Annotated in this window: 13 protein-coding genes; 8 read left to right on the top strand and 5 right to left on the bottom strand. The window is 61.8% G+C overall.

The features are described 5' to 3' along the window. Positions 1-211: 211 nt before the first annotated feature. From xsc to PAQ31011_RS09560, 3 genes are all read left to right on the top strand, one after another. Entirely contained in the window at positions 212-2044 is a 1833-nt protein-coding gene (xsc, locus tag PAQ31011_RS09570) for a sulfoacetaldehyde acetyltransferase (RefSeq protein WP_174990038.1), read from the top strand. 77 nt (positions 2045-2121) lie between these two features. After that, complete coding sequence (gene pta, locus PAQ31011_RS09565; RefSeq protein WP_150575567.1) at positions 2122-3162, top strand: phosphate acetyltransferase; 1041 nt, start codon at positions 2122-2124, stop codon at positions 3160-3162. After that, positions 3159-3947 (top strand): sulfite exporter TauE/SafE family protein, encoded by a 789-nt coding sequence (locus tag PAQ31011_RS09560; RefSeq protein ID WP_425495094.1) that lies wholly within the window; start codon positions 3159-3161, stop codon positions 3945-3947. The genes pta and PAQ31011_RS09560 overlap by 4 nt, the downstream gene beginning before the upstream one ends. 44 nt (positions 3948-3991) lie before the next feature. Here the strand turns inward: PAQ31011_RS09560 and PAQ31011_RS09555 are convergent, their stop codons facing one another. Continuing rightward, on the bottom strand, positions 3992-5734 hold the full coding sequence (locus tag PAQ31011_RS09555; RefSeq protein ID WP_150575566.1) for a cobaltochelatase CobT-related protein: 1743 nt from the start codon (positions 5732-5734) through the stop codon (positions 3992-3994). After that, a complete protein-coding gene (locus tag PAQ31011_RS09550) occupies positions 5731-6717 on the bottom strand; it encodes an AAA family ATPase (protein WP_150575565.1) in 987 nt (328 codons plus the stop codon). The genes PAQ31011_RS09555 and PAQ31011_RS09550 overlap by 4 nt, the downstream gene beginning before the upstream one ends. 259 nt (positions 6718-6976) lie before the next feature. On the opposite strand from PAQ31011_RS09550, the gene PAQ31011_RS09545 reads away from it, so the two are divergent. Beyond that, positions 6977-7765 carry an IclR family transcriptional regulator gene (locus tag PAQ31011_RS09545; protein ID WP_052253183.1) on the top strand — a complete coding sequence of 263 codons (789 nt, stop codon included), beginning with the start codon at positions 6977-6979 and terminating at the stop codon, positions 7763-7765. Between the two features lie 4 nt (positions 7766-7769). On the opposite strand, the gene PAQ31011_RS09540 is transcribed toward PAQ31011_RS09545, so the two are convergent. Beyond that, positions 7770-8717: an IclR family transcriptional regulator gene (locus tag PAQ31011_RS09540; protein ID WP_281349989.1), complete on the bottom strand. Its 948-nt coding sequence runs from the start codon at positions 8715-8717 to the stop codon at positions 7770-7772. A 400-nt stretch (positions 8718-9117) separates the two neighbouring features. Between PAQ31011_RS09540 and PAQ31011_RS09535 the strand changes: the two genes are divergently transcribed. The 4 genes from PAQ31011_RS09535 to PAQ31011_RS09520 all read left to right on the top strand — a co-directional run bounded on the left by PAQ31011_RS09535 (position 9118) and on the right by PAQ31011_RS09520 (position 15426). Then, complete coding sequence (locus PAQ31011_RS09535; protein ID WP_150575564.1) at positions 9118-10782, top strand: GMC family oxidoreductase; 1665 nt, start codon at positions 9118-9120, stop codon at positions 10780-10782. A 62-nt stretch (positions 10783-10844) separates the two neighbouring features. Beyond that, positions 10845-12173 carry an MFS transporter gene (locus PAQ31011_RS09530; RefSeq protein WP_150575563.1) on the top strand — a complete coding sequence of 443 codons (1329 nt, stop codon included), beginning with the start codon at positions 10845-10847 and terminating at the stop codon, positions 12171-12173. A gap of 216 nt (positions 12174-12389) precedes the next feature. Then, positions 12390-13685, top strand: a complete 1296-nt coding sequence (locus PAQ31011_RS09525; RefSeq protein ID WP_174990036.1) for an MFS transporter — start codon at positions 12390-12392, stop codon at positions 13683-13685. A 493-nt stretch (positions 13686-14178) separates the two neighbouring features. Continuing rightward, positions 14179-15426, top strand: a complete 1248-nt coding sequence (locus tag PAQ31011_RS09520; RefSeq protein WP_150575561.1) for a sensor domain-containing phosphodiesterase — start codon at positions 14179-14181, stop codon at positions 15424-15426. 22 nt (positions 15427-15448) lie between these two features. On the opposite strand, the gene PAQ31011_RS09515 is transcribed toward PAQ31011_RS09520, so the two are convergent. Both PAQ31011_RS09515 and PAQ31011_RS09510 read right to left on the bottom strand, forming a co-directional pair. Continuing rightward, positions 15449-16912 carry a hypothetical protein gene (locus PAQ31011_RS09515; protein WP_150575560.1) on the bottom strand — a complete coding sequence of 488 codons (1464 nt, stop codon included), beginning with the start codon at positions 16910-16912 and terminating at the stop codon, positions 15449-15451. Further along, complete coding sequence (locus PAQ31011_RS09510) at positions 16909-17661, bottom strand: hypothetical protein (protein ID WP_150575559.1); 753 nt, start codon at positions 17659-17661, stop codon at positions 16909-16911. Before PAQ31011_RS09510 ends, PAQ31011_RS09515 begins: the two co-directional genes overlap by 4 nt. Positions 17662-18175: the final 514 nt, after the last annotated feature.

Raw genomic sequence — 18175 nt, 5'->3', positions numbered from 1 at the left:
ATTGCCCGCCCCGCCTGACGGGGCGTTTTTTTCTGAACGACGGCGACACGCCATCTTCGTCAACTGACACAGGTTGAATTTGTATTTTTCAATACAAAACGTACCAAATAATAAAAATACCAATTGACGACGGCGGTTTGATCCCCTAAATTTCGAAACAAGCAACGAAATCGGAATTATTTGTTCCGTTTATTTTTCACTGGAGACACCCATGAACGCCAAAGATCCGGCTACGGCCACCCAGCAACTGACGGCCTCCGATGCCGGTCCGCAAACGATGACGCCCTCGGAAGCGTTCGTCGAAACGATGGTCGCCAACGGCGTGAGCGAGATGTTCGGCATCATGGGCTCGGCCTTCATGGACGCAATGGACATCTTCGCGCCGGCCGGCATTCGTCTGATTCCGGTGGTCCACGAACAAGGCGCTGGCCACATGGCTGACGGTTACGCTCGCGTGTCGGGCCGTCACGGTGTCGTGATCGGTCAGAACGGCCCGGGCATCAGCAACTGCGTGACGGCCATCGCCGCCGCTTACTGGGCGCACAGCCCGGTCGTGATCGTCACGCCGGAAGCCGGCACGATGGGTATCGGCCTCGGTGGTTTCCAGGAAGCGAAGCAACTGCCGATGTTCCAGGAATTCACGAAGTATCAGGGTCACGTGACGCACCCGGCACGCATGGCCGAGTTCACCGGCCGCTGCTTCGACCGCGCCATGGCCGAAATGGGCCCGACGCAGCTCAACATCCCGCGAGACTACTTCTACGGCCAGATCAAGGCCGAGATTCCGCGTCCGCAACGTCTCGATCGCGGCGCTGGCGGCGACGAGCGTCTGAACGAAGCGGCCGAACTGCTCGCACAAGCCAAGTTCCCGGTCATTATCTCGGGCGGTGGTGTGGTCATGGCCGACGCCGTCGAAGAGTGCAAGGCGCTGGCTGAGCGTCTCGGCGCACCGGTCGTCAACAGCTACCTGCACAACGACTCGTTCCCGGCCAACCATCCGCTGTGGTGCGGCCCGCTCGGCTATCAGGGCTCGAAGGCCGCGATGAAGCTGCTCGCACAGGCCGACGTCGTCGTCGCGCTTGGCTCGCGCCTCGGACCGTTCGGCACGCTGCCGCAGCACGGTCTGGACTACTGGCCGAAGAACGCCAAGATCATTCAGATCGACGCCGATCACAAGATGCTCGGCCTCGTGAAGAAGATCTCGGTCGGCATCTGCGGCGATGCGAAGGCTGCGGCCGTCGCCCTGTCGCAACGTCTGACTGAGCGCACGCTCGCCTGCGACGCCACGCGTGCCGCTCGCGCCGATCAGATCGCCACGGAAAAGGCGGCCTGGGAGAAGGAACTCGACGACTGGACCCACGAGCGCGATCCGTACAGCCTCGACATGATCGAAGAGCAAAAGCACGAGAAGACGTTCAACGGCGGCGAGTATCTGCACCCGCGTCAGGTGCTGCGCGAACTCGAAAAGGCGATGCCGGAAGACGTCATGGTCTCGACCGACATCGGCAACATCAACTCGGTGGCCAACAGCTACCTGCGCTTTAACAAGCCGCGCAGCTTCTTTGCGGCCATGAGCTGGGGTAACTGCGGCTACGCCTTCCCGACGATCATCGGCGCGAAGGTGGCCGCACCGCACCGCCCGGCCGTGTCGTACGCCGGCGACGGCGCGTGGGGCATGAGCCTGATGGAAACGCTCACGTGCGTGCGTCACAACATTCCGGTCACGGCCGTGGTCTTCCACAACCGTCAGTGGGGTGCCGAGAAGAAGAATCAGGTCGACTTCTACAACCGCCGCTTCGTCGCCGGTGAACTGGACAGCCCGAGCTTCGCCAACATCGCCCGTGCGATGGGCGCGGAGGGCATCGTGGTCGATCGTCTGGAAGACGTCGGCCCGGCGCTCAAGAAGGCCATCGACATGCAGATGAACCATGGCAAGACGACCATCATCGAAATCATGTGCACGCGCGAACTGGGCGATCCGTTCCGTCGCGACGCGCTCTCGAAGCCGGTGCGCATGCTCGACAAGTACAAGGACTACGTCTGACGCGGTAGCGGTTCTTCGTGTGACAGCGCTCCCGGCTCTGTGGGTGCCGGGGGCGCTTTTTTTATTTCTTCGACATCATGAAAGCCATCAACCGCATTATCGATACCGCGCGCCGTGCCCCGATGCGCATCGTGCTGTGCGAGTCGGACGACGCGCGCGTGCTCGAAGCCGCCGCGCGCGCCACGCGTGAGGGCATTGCACGCATCGTGCTCGTCGGCGATATCGCCCGAACGCAGCGCGCCGCGAGCGAGGCGCGCATCGATCTCGCCGGGATGGAACTGATCGATCCGGCGACGTCGGACATGACCGAAGCCTTCTCGCACATCTGGTACGGCATCCGCTCGAAGAAGGGCATGACGCGCGAGCAGGCGCTTGACGAAATGCGCACGCCGCTGGGCTTCGCCAACATGATGGTGCGCCTCGGCCACGCGGACGGCTCCGTCGCGGGTGCAGTGAACACCACGGCCGACGTGGTGCGCATGGCGATTCAGATCATCGGTGTGCAGCCGTCATTCAAACTCGTGTCGAGCTTCTTCCTGATGATGCTCTGCGAGCCGTTCCACACAATGAAGGGCGGGCTGATCTTCTCGGACTGCGCGCTCGTCGTCGATCCCGATGCTGAGCAGCTGGCGCAGATCGCACTGGCCGCCGCCGATAGCGCGCATGCGCTGCTGATGGAGCCACCGCGCGTCGCCATGCTGTCGTTCTCGACCAGCGGCAGCGCCAAGCATGCGGCCGTCGACAAGGTGGTGGAAGCGACACGTCTCGTCAAGGAAGCCCGGCCGCAACTGGCCATCGACGGTGACGTTCAGCTCGACGCGGCCATCGTCTCCGAAATCGCCCAACGCAAAGTCGTGCACTCGCAGATCGAGGGGCACGCCAACACGCTGATCTTCCCGAGTCTGGACGCCGGCAACATCGGCTACAAGCTGGCCGAACGCATCGGTGGCGCGAAAGCTATCGGCCCGCTGTTGCAGGGGCTAAACCGCCCGGCGAACGACTTGTCGCGCGGGTGCAGTGCGGACGACATCTACTATGTGATCGGGGTGACCTGCGTGCAGGCGCAAGCCGCTCGCGCCAAGCTGACCGGAGTGTCGCCGCTCGCGATCCGGGTATGACGTGGCATGTGATGCTCGCTGCACTCACCGGGCTGCTCGCCCATCTGCCGTTGATGTTGTTGTTGGGCTTCGCCACGTACTTCCAGACGGTGACGGGGTTCGGGTTGGGGATGATCGTGCTGGGCGGGGCCAGTGGCTTCGGCCTGGCCCCCGTGGCCGACGTCGCCATCCTCGTGAGTCTGGTGACGCTCGTGAACAGCGCGCTCGCGCTGCCCGGCACGCTGCATCTCATCGACTGGCGGGCGGTGCGAGCGGCAACGCTCGGCATCATCCCTTCGGTCGTGGTCGGTGTGCTGCTGTTCGACTATCTGAATGGCACGGCATCCAACGTGCTGCATCTGCTGCTTGGCGCGGTGGTGCTGTATGGCGGCATCGGGTCGGCGCTGCGGCCCGCACCTAAGACTGAGCGTTCCGGGGATTCAGGCTTCTTTCTAAGCGGGATCTTCGGCGGATTGCTGAGCGGCATGTTCGGCATCTCCGGGCCGCCGCTCATCTTCTACTTCTATCGTCAGCCGCTCACGCTGGTCCAGATTCGCTGTGCATTGATTCTGCTGTTCGCCGCCACCGCGACGATCCGCACCACCTATAGCGCCTTCGCCGGGCAGCTCACGGCATCGATGTGGTGGCAAGCCGCGTTCGCGCTCCCCGTCGTGACGTTCGCCACGCTGTTCGCACGACGCCATCCCCCGCCGCTCTCGGGCGTCACCACGCGACGTCTCGCGTTCATGACGCTGATCCTGCTTGGCGTACATCTGATGGTGAGCGCGGTCTTGGAGATGGTCTGACGCCAGCCGTATCCGCTTGGGTCGTGCCGAGTCAGTCGCCGGAGTCAGTCGCCGGATCGACGTCCACCGCTGCCGATCCAGTCGACCAGCTTCGCCAGCATCGTCATGTCGGGCGACGACGATAGATCGAGCGCCAGCGAATTCCGATAGTACGGACTGAGATCGAGGCCGACGCCCAGGCCCAACACTTCCACGTCGCCGCGCGCTTGTTGCTGCGCCACGACTTCCCGAAGATGATGGTCGAGGTAGTGTTCGTCGTTGACCTGATTGGTCGCGGCGTCCATCGGGCTACCGTCGGAAATCACGATCAGCAGGCGTCGGTTGACGCTGCGCGAACGTAGACGCTCGCACGCCCATTCGACCGCCTCGCCATCCACGCCCTCGCGAAACAAGTCCGCCTTGTACAGCGATGCGATGTCGGTCCGTGCGCGCCGCCAACTGGTGACGGCATCCTTGAAGATGAGATGCGAGACCTCGTTGAGACGGCCCGGAAAGCGCGGTTTGCCGCGCGCGAGCCAGTCGGTGCGGGCGCGTCCGCCGTTCCACGCGCCGGTGGTGAAACCCAGAATTTCGTTAGTGACGCCCGCCGCGTCGAGCGCGCGGGAGAGGACGTCTACGATCATCGCGACGGCGTCGATCTGCGCCTTCATCGACCCGGAGCAATCGATGAGAAAGCTCACCATCGATTCGGCAATGAGCGTGTGCTTCTCCAGCCGGAACAGACGCCGCTCGGCGGGCGAACTGACGAGTTGGGCGAGTCGTCGTCCGTCGATGCGGCCCTGCTCTTCCCCGAACGACCAGCCGTCTCGCTGGGGCACGGCGAGCGCCGCCTTGAGCGCGCGCGCCAGCCTCGGCACGTTGATGGCCTGCGCGACGATGCGCTCGTCGAGCCGTTCGCGAAACTCGGTCAGCAACGCACGACGCACGAGCGTGCCCGCGTACAGCTCGCGATCGTAGCGATTCGTGAACACGCGATACCCTTGCTCGGACGCCGTCAGCACACGGCTATCGCCCGACTGCGCGAGCGTGATGCCTTCGTCTTCCTGCTCGTCGAAGTCGAGAAACAGCGAGAACGCGTTACGTACGCCCTTCTGGTCTTCTTCGTCCTTGGCGTCGTCTTCCTCGTGCTCACCGCCTGCTGCACGGATCAGGCCCGCGATGTCGGCGGCCAATTCCCGCGCGTACACCGCGAACGCCGCCTGATCGGTGCGCGTTCGACGCATGCCCGCGAGCGCGCCGCCAATGCGCGGGGCGATGGCCATGCGCGTGGCTTCGATCAGCCCTTCCGTCTCTTCGATGACGGGATAACCGGTCAGTCGCGACCAGCTCATCTGCGCCACCGTGTACAGCAACAACCCCACGTGACTGTCTGCAACGCCCGTGGCGTGCATGGCGCGTGACCACGCTTCGAAGCGCTCGCGCAGATTGCCCGCAATGCCGGGCATACCAGCGGGAATAAACGTCTCGCAGCGCAGTTGCTCCAGTAACTCGAAGAGCAGCCGCTCCAGTGGCGCATCCGGTTGCAGGCGGCGATGCAATGCCGAGTCGCTGTGACGCAGCCGCAACGCCGCCCCGTCCGCCGCACCGCGCAGGGTCGTCAGCGGGTCTGCGGGTGGTGGCAGCGTCTGAAGATGGGGCGCATGCAGCGGCAACGGCCGCATGTTCCGGCACAGGCGTGCGCCGCTGTAGTGCAACGCGGCGTCGCCCGTCAGCGCGCGCACGGTGGCGGCGCACAATGCCTCTCCGCGTGCAGCGCGTCGCGCCGCTTCGCGCTCCGAGATGGTCATGATGCATCGGCCAGCAGCGAGCGACCGCCGTCGGTCGACGGCAACTCGCGGCCGAACGCGCGCTGGTAATACTCGGCCACCACGGCGCGCTCTGCTTCGTCGCATTTGTTCAGGAACGTGAGCCGGAACGCGAGACCGGCGTCGCGGAAGATGCCCACGTTCTCCGCCCAGTTAATGACCGTGCGCGGCGACATGAGCGTCGACAGATCGCCCGTCGCAAAGCCCTTTCGCGTGAGTTCCGCCACGCTGACCATCGATTCGATCAGTGTGCGACCCGCGTCGTTGTCAAGTTCCGGTACGCGTGCGAGCACGATGCCCGCTTCGTCTTCGCGCGAGAGATAGTTGAGCGTTGCGACGACGTTCCAGCGGTCGATCTGCGCGTGATTCAGCACCTGCGTGCCGTGATAGAGGCCGTTGAGATTGCCGAGACCGACGGTGTTGGTCGTGGCGAACATGCGAAAACCGGGATGCGGATGGATCACGCGATTCTGGTCGAGCAGCGTGAACTTGCCGTCGCGCTCCAGAATGCGCTGAATGACGAACATCACGTCGGGACGCCCCGCGTCGTACTCGTCGAAGATCAGTGCGACGGGACGTTGCAGCGCCCACGGCACGATGCCTTCCTGAAACTCGGTGATCTGATGACCGTCGCGCACGACGATGGCGTCCTTGCCGACCAGATCGAGGCGGCTGATGTGGCCGTCGAGGTTCACGCGCACGCACGGCCAGTTCAGCCGCGCCGCCACCTGTTCGATGTGCGTGGACTTGCCCGTGCCGTGCATGCCCTGCACCATCACGCGCCGGTTGTTCGTGAAGCCGGCCAGAATCGCCAGCGTGACGTCCGGATTGAAGCGGTATGCCGTGTCGATCTCGGGCACGTGATCGTCGCGCTCGCTGAACGCCGGTACCTGAAGATCGGTCTCGATGCCGAATACGGTGCGGGCATCGACCATGCGATCCGGCTGTTGGGTTGCGATCTCCATCACGGCGTCTCCAAAGGGCAAAGCCAATACCAAGGCAATTCGCCCCATCGAGATGCGGGGCAGTTTCAGCGCATCATAGCGTTAACCATTTTTAGATACAATTCGTTCCGAATAATTAAAACACTGATTGACGGTGCCCCATCGCGTCGACTAGATTCGAATGAACTGAAACCGAACCTAACGTATCTGGACCCTGCCAATGCCGGTCGATAACCTGTTTGGGTACAATACCGCTGATCCATTTTCCGGAACGGCGCATATGAACGACGTAGCGATTGCCCACGACTCCCCGTCAGACAACAAGGCGGACACCCCGACCCTGCGGGCATTCGCGCTGCTGGAGTACCTCGTGGCGGCCGACGCGCCCGTCTCGCTCGCCGACATGGCGCACGATATCCAGATGCCCAAGGCGTCGCTGCATCGCATGCTCGGATCGCTCGAAGCCGGCGGTCTCGTGATTCGCGAGCCCGGTCAGAAGAACGCTTATGTGATCGGCCCGCGCCTGGCGCAGCTGAGCCTCGGGGTGATGATGCAAGCGGGCGCGCGCCGCATGCGTCACGCGATTCTCGGTCGTCTCGTAGCCGATCTCGGCGAGACCTGCAACCTCACGATGCTGCACGAGACCGAGGTACTGTACCTAGACCGCATGGAAGCGCCGTGGCCGCTGCGTCTCGACCTCAAGCCCGGCTCGCACGTGCCCGCGCACAGCAGCGCAAGCGGCAAGCTGCTGCTGGCAATGATGCCTCGCGAGCAACGCGCCGCGCTGCTACGCGCCATGAAGCTGCAACGCTTCACGCCCAACACGCTCACCGATCCCGAACTGCTGGAGAGCGAACTCGACCGCATTGCGCACAAAGGCATTGCCGTCGATAACGAGGAATTCGTGTTGGGGATTGCTTGCGTGGCCGCGCCTGTCCTCAAGGAAGACGGCGGATGTATCGCCGCAGTGGCCGTGCACGCACCGGTGTCGCGCACGTCGCTGTCCAAGGCGATGGAGTTCGTGCCGCGTCTGCAAGAGGCGGCGAAGGAACTCGCGAAGACGTTCTGACGCGTTAGCTTTCTGACTTCTCAGTCGTCTGGACGGCTTTCCCGTCTTCCGCTTCCGCCCGTTTCGCCAACGCCTCTACCTTGCTTGCCCGCTGCCAGTCGAGCAGCGGCGCGAGCGCCGTCGCCGTCTCACGCAGCGTCGGCACCAATCCCATCAGCTGTTCCAGCGTGACGCGCGCCGTCGGTCCGTGCACGGCGAGCACCGCGCGCACGTGTCCATCCTCCGGCGCACGCACGGGCACGCCTACGGCGACCATACCGCGCACGAACTCTTCGTTATCGATGCCGATGCCGCGTGCCGCCAGCCGGTCGAGTTCCGCTTCGAGCAGGCTCGCGTCGGTGATCGTGCGCGGCGTCATGCGTTTAAGCGAGAGCCGCGAAATCACCGCACGACGCTCCGCCACCGGCATTTGCGAGAGGAACAGTTTGCCGCTCGCCGTGCAGTGCAGCGGCACGCGCATGCCGGGATGCATCTGCATGCGTAGCGGCTCGTTCGTCTCCACACGCTCGATGTAGAGCACCTCGTCGCCATCGAGCGCCGTGAGGTTGACGGTCTCGCCGACACGGTCGACGAGCGCGCGCAGTAGCGAGCGTGCTGCGCGCGTGAAGTTGTTGTTCGCAAGGGTGACGAGGGCGAGTCGCGCCGCACGCGGGCCTAGCGACAGCCCGCGCTCCGAGCCGCGCGAATCGGGCACATGCGAGACATAGCCACAGACTTCCAGCGCCTCGATCAGACGCATGAGCGTGGCCTTCGGAATCGACAGTCGCGTGGCGAGCTGCGACAACGTGTAGGGCTGTCCGGCCATGGCGAGCCGTTCGATGATGGCCAGCGCGCGCAGATTTCTCGCCTCGTCGCTCGCGCGCAAGTCGGCGTCGTCGAGCGTGCCCGCCTCACGAGCCCCATCACGCGCACCTTCACGCGCACCCTCGCGCGCCCCATGCGTTCCGTGCATTCCGCCTCCTGCTTTCATCGCTTCGAATCGTCTCCCGGAGTCTGACGATTCACGTCGTCCGAAATTCGCCACGATCAATAAAAGAAACAAAATATACCAATTATTTGTCGACGATCAGCCTCGGGATTACCCGTGAGGATCGATCGACGTCATGGAATCGGTGTCCGCCTCATCGATTCAGCCGCCGTCGCATCGACTCAGTGAAACCCCGCAGATGCGCTGCAACAATCGCCTCGTTCTGAGACGCCAAGCGCGAATTCCGTTTCAGTTTTCGTCTTCCAGCTTTTTTTCGCTTGGCAATTGCCGATCGCTCACCGACATTGGATCGAAACAAACCGAAACGAATCGTTTCATCCCTCGGGAAGAAACGTCGTGAATTGCTTAGCAGGAGACAGGCGGTATGGAACACGAGGTGGACTATCTGATCGTCGGTGCGGGCTCTGCCGGATGCGTGCTCGCCAATCGTCTGAGCGCAGATCCCGCTAACCGGGTGCTGCTGCTCGAAGCCGGCGGCCCCGATAGCAATCCCTGGATTCACGTGCCGGTCGGCTATTTCAAGACCATGCACAACCCGGAACTGGACTGGTGTTATCGCACCGAAGCCGACGCCAACGTGGCCGACCGTCAGATCGACTGGCCGCGCGGCAAGGTGCTCGGTGGCTCCAGTTCGCTCAACGGTCTGCTGTACGTGCGCGGTCAGCGTGAGGATTACAACCATTGGGCCGACCTCGGCAATCGCGGCTGGGGTTACGCAGACGTGCTGCCCTACTTCCGCAAATCCGAAGATCAGGAGCACGGTGCGAGCGAGTATCACGGCGTGGGCGGCCCGCTGAAGGTCTCGGACCTGCGGCTGCGCCGTCCCATCGCGGAGCACTTCATCGCCGCTGCGAAGGACACCGGCATCCCCTTCAACGAGGACTACAACGGCGCGACGCAGGAAGGTGTCGGCTATTTTCAGCAAACGGCCTTCAAGGGCTTTCGCTGGAGCACAGCCAAGGGCTTTCTCAAGCCGGTACGCGAGCGTCGCAATCTGATCGTGGAGACGCGTGCGCAAACCTGCCGCGTGCTGTTCGAAGGCAAGCGCGCGGTGGGCGTCGAGTACTTGCAGGACGGTGAGCGCAAGAAGGCGCGTGCCAGAGTGGAAGTGATTCTCGCCGCCGGGGCCATCGGCTCGCCGCAGTTGTTGCAGAACTCAGGCGTGGGGCCCACGACGGTCCTCGCGAAAGCCGGTGTCGCGCTGCGTCACGTGTTGCCGGGCGTCGGTCAGAACCTTCAGGATCACCTGCAGGTGCGGCTCGTCTTCAAGACCCGTGAGCGCACGCTCAACGACGAGGTGAACAACCCGCTGCGCAAAGCGCTCATCGGCTTGCAATACGCGCTGTTCCGCACCGGTCCGCTCACGCTGGCCGCCAGTCAGGTGACGATCTTCACGCGCTCGCGTCCCGACGTCACGCGGCCCGACATCCAGTTCCACATGCAGCCGTTGTCGGCCGACAAGCCCGGTCAGGGCGCGCATCGCTTCTCCGCATTCACGTCGTCCGTCTGCCAGTTGCGCCCGTTCAGCCGGGGCAGCGTCGAGATCCGTTCCAACGATCCGCTGCAGTACCCGGTGATTCACGCGAATTATCTGTCCGACGAACGCGACCATCGTGTGGTGATCGACGGCATCAAGGTGGCGCGTCGGATCGCGGCCGCCCCGTCGCTCGCGCCGCACATCATCAGCGAATTCATTCCCGGTGCGCAGTACCAGAGCGACGACGAGTTGCTTCAGGCCGCGCGCCAGTTCAGTCAATCGATCTATCACCCGGCGGGCACTTGCAAGATGGGCGACGACAGCATGGCCGTCGTCGACGATCGTCTGCGCGTGCATGGACTCGCGGGGCTGCGCGTCGTGGACGCGTCGATCATGCCCGAGCTGGTATCGGGCAACACGAATGCACCGACCATCATGATTGCCGAGAAGGCGGCCGACATGATTCTCGAAGACCGGAAGCGCGCGTCGGGCATGCAGGAAGACATCCGCAATCGCGAGGAGGCATCGGCGGAAGTCGCCCTGACGGTTTAGTCAGTCGCGTAAGTCTCATCAGTCACGTTAGCCCCTAACCAATACAAGATTCGGAGACAACCATGAATGCATCGACCAGGACCGACGCGCGGCAGATGCGCCGTGTCGTCGTCGCCAGCCTCATCGGCGCCACCATCGAGTGGTACGACTTCTTTCTATACGGTGTCGTCGCCGGCATCGTGTTCAACAAGCTGTATTTCCCCGGCAGCGATCCGCTCATCTCCACGATGCTCGCTTACGGCACGTTCGCGGTGGGCTTCCTGAGCCGTCCGCTCGGGGGCGTGATCTTCGGTCACTTCGGCGACAAGCTCGGACGCAAGAGCATGCTCGTGATGACGCTCACCATCATGGGCATCGCCACCATGTTGATCGGTCTGGTGCCCACCTATGCGCAGATCGGGATCTGGGCGCCAGTCCTGCTGCTGTTGCTGCGCGTGCTGCAAGGTATCGGTCTCGGCGGCGAATGGGGCGGTGCGGTGCTCATGGCGTTCGAATACGCGCCGAAGGAAAAGCGCGGCTATTACGCGAGCATTCCGCAGGTCGGTCTTGCGCTTGGCCTGTGTCTGGCGTCCGGTGTGGTGGCATTCCTGTCGTACACGCTGACTAACGCACAGTTCCTCGCATGGGGCTGGCGCGTGGCGTTCTTCCTGTCGGTCGGGCTCGTTGCCATCGGCATGTACATTCGCCTGAACGTGATGGAAACGCCGGAGTTCGCGAAGATCAAGAAGGCGGGTGCCGAGATCAAGATTCCGATTGCGGAAGTGCTCACGAAGAGCCCCGGCAACGTGCTGGCCGGTATGGGCGCGCGTTTCATCGACGGCGTGTTCTTCAACATCTTCGGCGTGTTCTCGATTGCCTACCTGACGCAGACGCTCAAGCTCTCGCAGACCGAAGCGCTCACCGGCGTGATGGCGGCCGCGTTCGTAATGATCTTCACCATTCCGTTCTTCGGCAAGCTCTCCGACCGCATCGGCCGCACGCGCATCTACTTCTGGGGCTCGCTCGCGACTGGCCTGTCGTCGTTCGCCGGATTCTGGCTGATGAAGGCAAGCGGCGGCAATGTGATGCTCGTATGGCTGTCCATCGTCATTCCGCTGGGTGTGATCTACGCATCGGTCTATGGCCCGGAAGCCGCGCTCTTCTCCGAACTGTTCGACGCAAAGGTTCGTTACACCGGCATCTCGTTCGTCTACCAGTTCTCGGGCATCTTCGCGAGCGGCCTGAGCCCGATCATCGCCACGTACCTGTTGCAGAAGAACGGTGGCGAGCCGTGGATGATCTGCATCTACGTGCTGGTCGCCGGGCTCATCAGCGCACTGTCCGCCGCGTGGATCGGCAGTCGCAAACGCCGCCAGAACGTGTGGCATGGCGCGGGGGTGACGGAGCACTGATCGCTGTCTGATGCCGCTGTCTTATGAATGACGTCGCTTCACGGGAAGCGGCGCTGGAACAAGGCGTGTCCTGCACCGGGACACGCCTTTGTTTTTTGAGGCGACGATGCACGCCTGCCCGTGATCAGTTCGCCTAAGTGTCTTCATCGTGCGATGATGAACGCTCGTGCAAGCCTTTGCCCCCAACTCTCTGGCCCGCGAGCCCCGCGAAATCGAATGCAACGCGATCCGTCGCTAGATACTCCCATTGCCGAAGACGAGCCCGATCGTCCCGGTCCGCTGTCCGAAGCCTCGCTGCTGGGTGCGCCGTCGACGCCGCCCGGCCCTGCCCCGGCCGACGCCGTTCCCCTGCCCATCAGCGTCTATCCCGCGCTCATGGGCATTCTGCTGGGCTACGGCGTGCTGGTCGTGGGCAACGGATTGTTCGTCACTGCCGTGCCTTTCCATGCGCTGAAATTCGGCGCGTCGACATTCACCATCGGGGTGATCCAGTCGTGCTACTACGCGGGCTTCCTGCTCGGCGCGTTCTACAACCGGTCGCTGATCGAGCGCATCGGGCAGCATCGCGCGTTCGTGGCGTTCACGGCGCTCGCCGCCCTCTTCGTGATGGGCTTCGCCGTCTCCGAGTCGATGCTGTTGCTGTGTCTGCTCCGCGTGGGCACCGGCCTCGCGCTGATGGGCATGTACACCACGGTGGAAAGCTGGCTGAACGGTTCGGTGCCGAACACCATGCGCGGACGCGTGTTCGGGTCGTATCTCACGATCAACTACCTCGCGGTGAGCACCGGCCAGTTCCTGCTCAATATCGGCGAAGCGGGCAGCGAAGGACAGTTACTGCTCGTCGCCGGGTTGTTCGTCGCCGCCATTCTGCCGATCACGCTGATGCAAGGCTGGCCCACGCGCGTGGCCGACGAGCGTCTCGTCAAACAACCGGCGATGAGCTTGTTCGACAGCGTCACGGAAATGGCGCGCGCCACCCCGATTGCCATTCCGGGCTGCATTCTCGCCGGGTTCCTGTACAGCGCGTTCTACGCGATGATGCCGGTCTACCTCACACGCATCGGCTTCTCCATCGGCAGTCTGTCGACGCTGATGGGTGTGGCGCTGTTCGGCGCGCTGCTCATGCAATGGCCGGTGGGACGCCTGTCAGACCGCATGGACCGGCGCACGGTGTCGCGGCGTCTGGCGCTGGCGTCGGTCGTGTTCTGCGCCCCGCTCATCTTCATTCAGGCGCACTGGCTGGTCTTCCTGCTGATGTTCCTTTTCTCGGCCGTGAACTTCACGCAGTACGGGCTGATCGTCTCCCACGTGAACGACCGCACCGAGCCGGAACGGCGCATCGGCGTGAGCGCCACGCTGCTCATCCTCTTTTCCGTCGGCGGCCTGCTCGGCCCGATGATCGCCTCGCTGGCCGTGACGCTGCTCGGCCCGGGCGGGCTGCACGTCTTCAACGCGGTGTGCGCGCTGGCCCTTGCCCGCGTGGCCCGGCGGGCGCAGGTGCTGGCACCGTAGTTCAGCTACGCAGCCCACGGGAAGGCGATGCCGCAAGTGCGCGTGCCGACATCCCCAGCATCCACGCCCCACTTTGGGGCGCGGACGGCATTCTCTGGTGCGTCGCGTCACAAGACACACGAAAAACGCCCCGAAAATCGGGGACAATAGCGCGCGCCTTTGAGCACGCTTCTTGCTCTCCTATTCTGTACATATCTTTTGGGTCTGTTCACATGTATTCCGAGCTCGTGAACGTGTTCTACCGGTTGACTGGCAAGGCGCCCGCTGCGCCGCTTGGTCGCTCCAAGCAAGCTGCGGGCAACGCCGCCAGACGGCCGGTAGGGCACGTTCCCTCCGTGTTGCCTGGCCAAAGGGGCGATCGCTGCGTCATGACCCTCGCGAATATTCCCGATATTCGCTTCGGCTCATTTCTTGCGCTCGCCCCTTTGGCCAGGCAACACGAGCCCGGAATACATGTGAACAGACCCGACTAGCCCCCACGCCTGTCACGACCATGACCATCGATCTCGACGCTCCCGGACTCCTGCCGCCACGAATGACGGCGGCCGACGACGGCCGGCGCATCGTCATATACGGCGATTTCACGATCTCCAGCGTCTTCCAGCCGGTGTTCTCGGTCTCGCACCGCCGCGCCATCGGCTATCACGCCTCATTGCGCGCGCATGACGCGCAGGGCCGTCATGTGCCGTCGCACGAAGTCTTCACGATGGCCGCGCGGCATGGCGACATGCTGGAGCTGGGCCGACTCGCCGAGTCGCTGCATCTGGGCAACTTCCACGAATTCGACAGCCGCGATGCGTGGCTCTTTTTGAACCTGCACCCCGCCGCGCTGATGGACACGGTCTACGGCGACGCGCTGATCGCCACGCTCAAGGCGACCGGCCTGTCGCCGCAGCGCGTAGTGCTTGAGGTGCCCGAACAGGCGGGCGGCGACACGCCGCGCTTCGGCGCCATCGTCGGCAGCCTGCGCAAGGCGGGCTTCCTGATCGCGCTGGGTGGCTTCGGTGCGAAGCACTCGAATATCGACCGGGTGTGGGATCTGCGTCCGGATATCGTAGTGCTCGATCGCGGCATTCTGGCGCAGGCCGCCGAGCAATCGCACCTCGCGCGCGTGCTGCCGGGCCTCGTGTCGCTGCTGCACGAATCGGGACAGTTGGTGATGATGGGTGGCCTCACGACGGATCGCGAGGCGCTTATCGCACTGGAGTGCAATGTCGACTTCGTGCAGGGGCAGTATTTCGCCGCACCGGATTTCGACCCCGTGCCGCCGAAGGTCGCAGCCGAGCGTATGGACGCCCTGTCGTCCGCGCTGCGCACGCAGATCGTCGAGCGTGAGCGGGCGCAGCATGCGCGACTCGCACCGTATGTCGCCGGGATCGAATCGGCGGCGGCGCGCATCGCTCAGGGACAGGACATTCGTCAGGCGACGCACGACCTGCTCGCCCTGCCCGACGCCGCGCGCTGCTTCCTGCTCGACGCCGCCGGCCGCCAGATCGGCGACAACGTGCTGCCGCACAGCCATTCGTCGCAACGCGCCAAGCGCTTCCGTCCGCTACTGCATTCGGAAGGCGCGAACTGGGCGCGGCGTCCGTACTTCATCGAAGCCATGCGTGCGCCGGGCGAAGTGCATTTCACACCGCCTTATCTCTCGATCAACGAAGCACACCTGTGCGTGACGGCCTCTATCGCATCGCCCGCGAAGCAGGGGTTGCATGTGCTTTGTGTGGACATCAACTGGTAATGAAAGCCCGTCACTTTGACTACTACATCCATATGGCCTGAGCCACCGTGTTCTTAATACGATTAAAGAACTTTGTCCCGATGCTTGGCAGCTTTCTAAGCTTCTCGTCAGGAGCGAGCGCTAAGTCTTGAATCGTTACAATCCCCGCCTCGCGCAGTGTTTGTATTTTTTGCTCGGTTAACCCATAGGGATACACGTTCCGATTCCCGAGAACTTCGATTCCAAGTGCCAACACTGCGAGATTACGCGAGGGATCAGGGTCAGGCACAGGGACGTTGAGCACTTCGTTGGTCGAATAGATTTCAGCGGGCTCGTCCGCCGTTGCTGACCACTCGATAAATAGATCCACCGTTACTCGTCGTTGCGGCACGTGGTCAAGGAGAGTGCACAGATTCGACGCATACCGTCCTCCCCTGCCTCCCGACTTCAATGTCCGAGATGCCTCCCGCCGAGAAATGAAACCTACGTACTCGAGAATTTCGAGCACTTTGGCAAGACGATGCTGGTGATCTCTGTGTAGAAGAAACGACGTTGCTCGCTTATCCGCGAGGTGCTTGAACAGACGTTCGGCCACGTCCTGCGCAGGGTCAAGGAGCGGTTCGTATATTCCCAGCTTGGGTTTCAACTCCTCGAGCAGCGGCCAATAGTAGTCCGCGCCAAGCTTCAGAAGACAGGACGTCAACTCCGTTAGACCAATAGCTCTGTGCTCGCTCAGCATGTTGCAGGTAAAAACAAAAGCCCTGGCATTACCGAGCACAGCGCGGCCGAGAAATCGATAAATTCTCTCCTCATCCGCAAGCACAGACTTTGTAAATTTATTTTCCAGGCCAGAGTATCTGGCACGGATAACCTCGCGAAAAAACTCCGCAAACGCGGGAGTTCTTTCATCTCGCGCCAAATCGATCACAGTAGCATCGTTATAGACGTCGAACCTCGTCCCGAATTTCGTTACCCCGGGATAAATGGCAGCCTTGCAGGAGACACCATTCCCGGAAAGAGTACGGAATAATCCGAAAAAATCGCCGAGGTCTGTCTCGCGACCGATGTGCGCCGCGTCATCAAACATCAGGACGAGCCGTTTACGGATTGTTGATGCAAGTCCGACAAGAGCGGACCTTATATCTTCAGGCCCAATACGCGAGGGCAATCTTTCAGACAAACCAGCCTTGTCGAGAGCATCATTTACTGCATCGACAAGCAAACGAGTAAAGAATTGCTGATAGTCATTTCCTGAAGCTTCCAGCAACGGAAGATGACGGAGGCTGAGATAAACAGCCAGGACGGTAGGGAGAGAGCTATGCGCGCGACGAGTCGCCTCAATTAGAAGCGCGCTTTTTCCGCTTCCCCGTCCTCCACGCAAAAGAACAGGACCGTGAGCCATAAGACTCTTAATTATCCTGTCCTCATACTCAGTGAAACGATGAAGACGAATAAACTCTGTCTCCTCGCAATCTTCAGCAGCGAGAACCAGCCCATCATCATTCATTTCCAAAAACTCCCGATTCGATTCGCGATATCAAGTGCCTTATCCGCACTCAATCTGTATAAGAAATGATCACTAAAATGACTAAGCAAAGCAAAACAAGTCAGTCTCTGCGCTACAGAGTGAAAGTCGCTTTCGATAGATACCGAGTCGAATACCGCGTGCTGGTTGGCAAGCAATTCGCTGTGGACACCCTTAGAGAACTTCGAAAATAGCCCCTCAAGGCTACTTCGAAGTTCAGCACAGAATCCTTCCGGCTGCTTGTTCGAAAGATCTGAGACCCAAGCATGAACGACAGTTGAATTCGCGACAGCATCACCCAGTCTTTCGAACGCTGGTATCCAAATGACCTCATTTGTCCAAGGTCCGAAGAGCGAGCGACAGCCGTTCTCACGGGTATTAATGGCCCACATTTGGGAGGTCGGTTTGTCTGGCGACACAATATCACCGGACCACTGAATGCCGGACTTGCTCCGTGATTCGAATGCGTAGTACGACGCTTCTTGATGGCGTTTGGCCGCAAGAACCCGGAAGGGATCCATACGCGCCAACAACGCTGTACAAGCCGTTTCAAGATATGCACGCCCTAAATAGGGCCCATACATAGGGGCGTTGTGTGCATTTTTTGGCCCATCCTGCAACGCACGTGAGGCCACCTCCATTCGAAGTAGCCGCAGACGGAGATCGCTTAAAACATTTCGTAGCTCACTGGCTGCACTGGCCAGATCTCCAACAACAATCCGGTTCAACATTTTCGAGCCCCCAAGCCCGGTGTTTGAAATTTGCCGCCCCACTCTCGCCCGAGACAACCATAGAAAGCAGTCGAGTATAACTGGCTCCTATTGAAAAAACACATGGCATCACCTTCGCCCCCATTCCTACCGACTTTTCGCGACCGCGGACGACCTTATTACCATATGGCCGGAGCGCCCCCGCCCCCTCGGAAAAGTCCTTTCCGAGGTTCAATTCGGAGCAAACTCGCTCCTCCCGGTTGAGGGTAAGCATCAAATTAGAAATAAGAATTTCCATAACGAAATACTAATCTCTTGCATTGATCATGAGGAGGCTCGTGCGATATGTAGAAGCTGAAGTGCGTTCAAATCTCACATGGACCGAGAGAAGGAACAGAGCTCCACAGCGCGCTCAACGTGATTAATCAAGACCATTTGACCGAGCAAACATAGAGAAATAAGGCCAAGTGACCTTGCCCCAAAGCAGAACGCCCCCGGCGTCTTGTGACGTCCGGGGGCGTTGTGTTTTGCGCGA

Source organism: Pandoraea aquatica (genome assembly GCF_902459565.1).
In the GTDB taxonomy this organism is placed as follows: domain Bacteria; phylum Pseudomonadota; class Gammaproteobacteria; order Burkholderiales; family Burkholderiaceae; genus Pandoraea; species Pandoraea aquatica.
The sequence above is the reverse complement of the archived record's forward strand: the minus strand, read 5'-3'. Positions and strand labels throughout refer to the sequence as shown.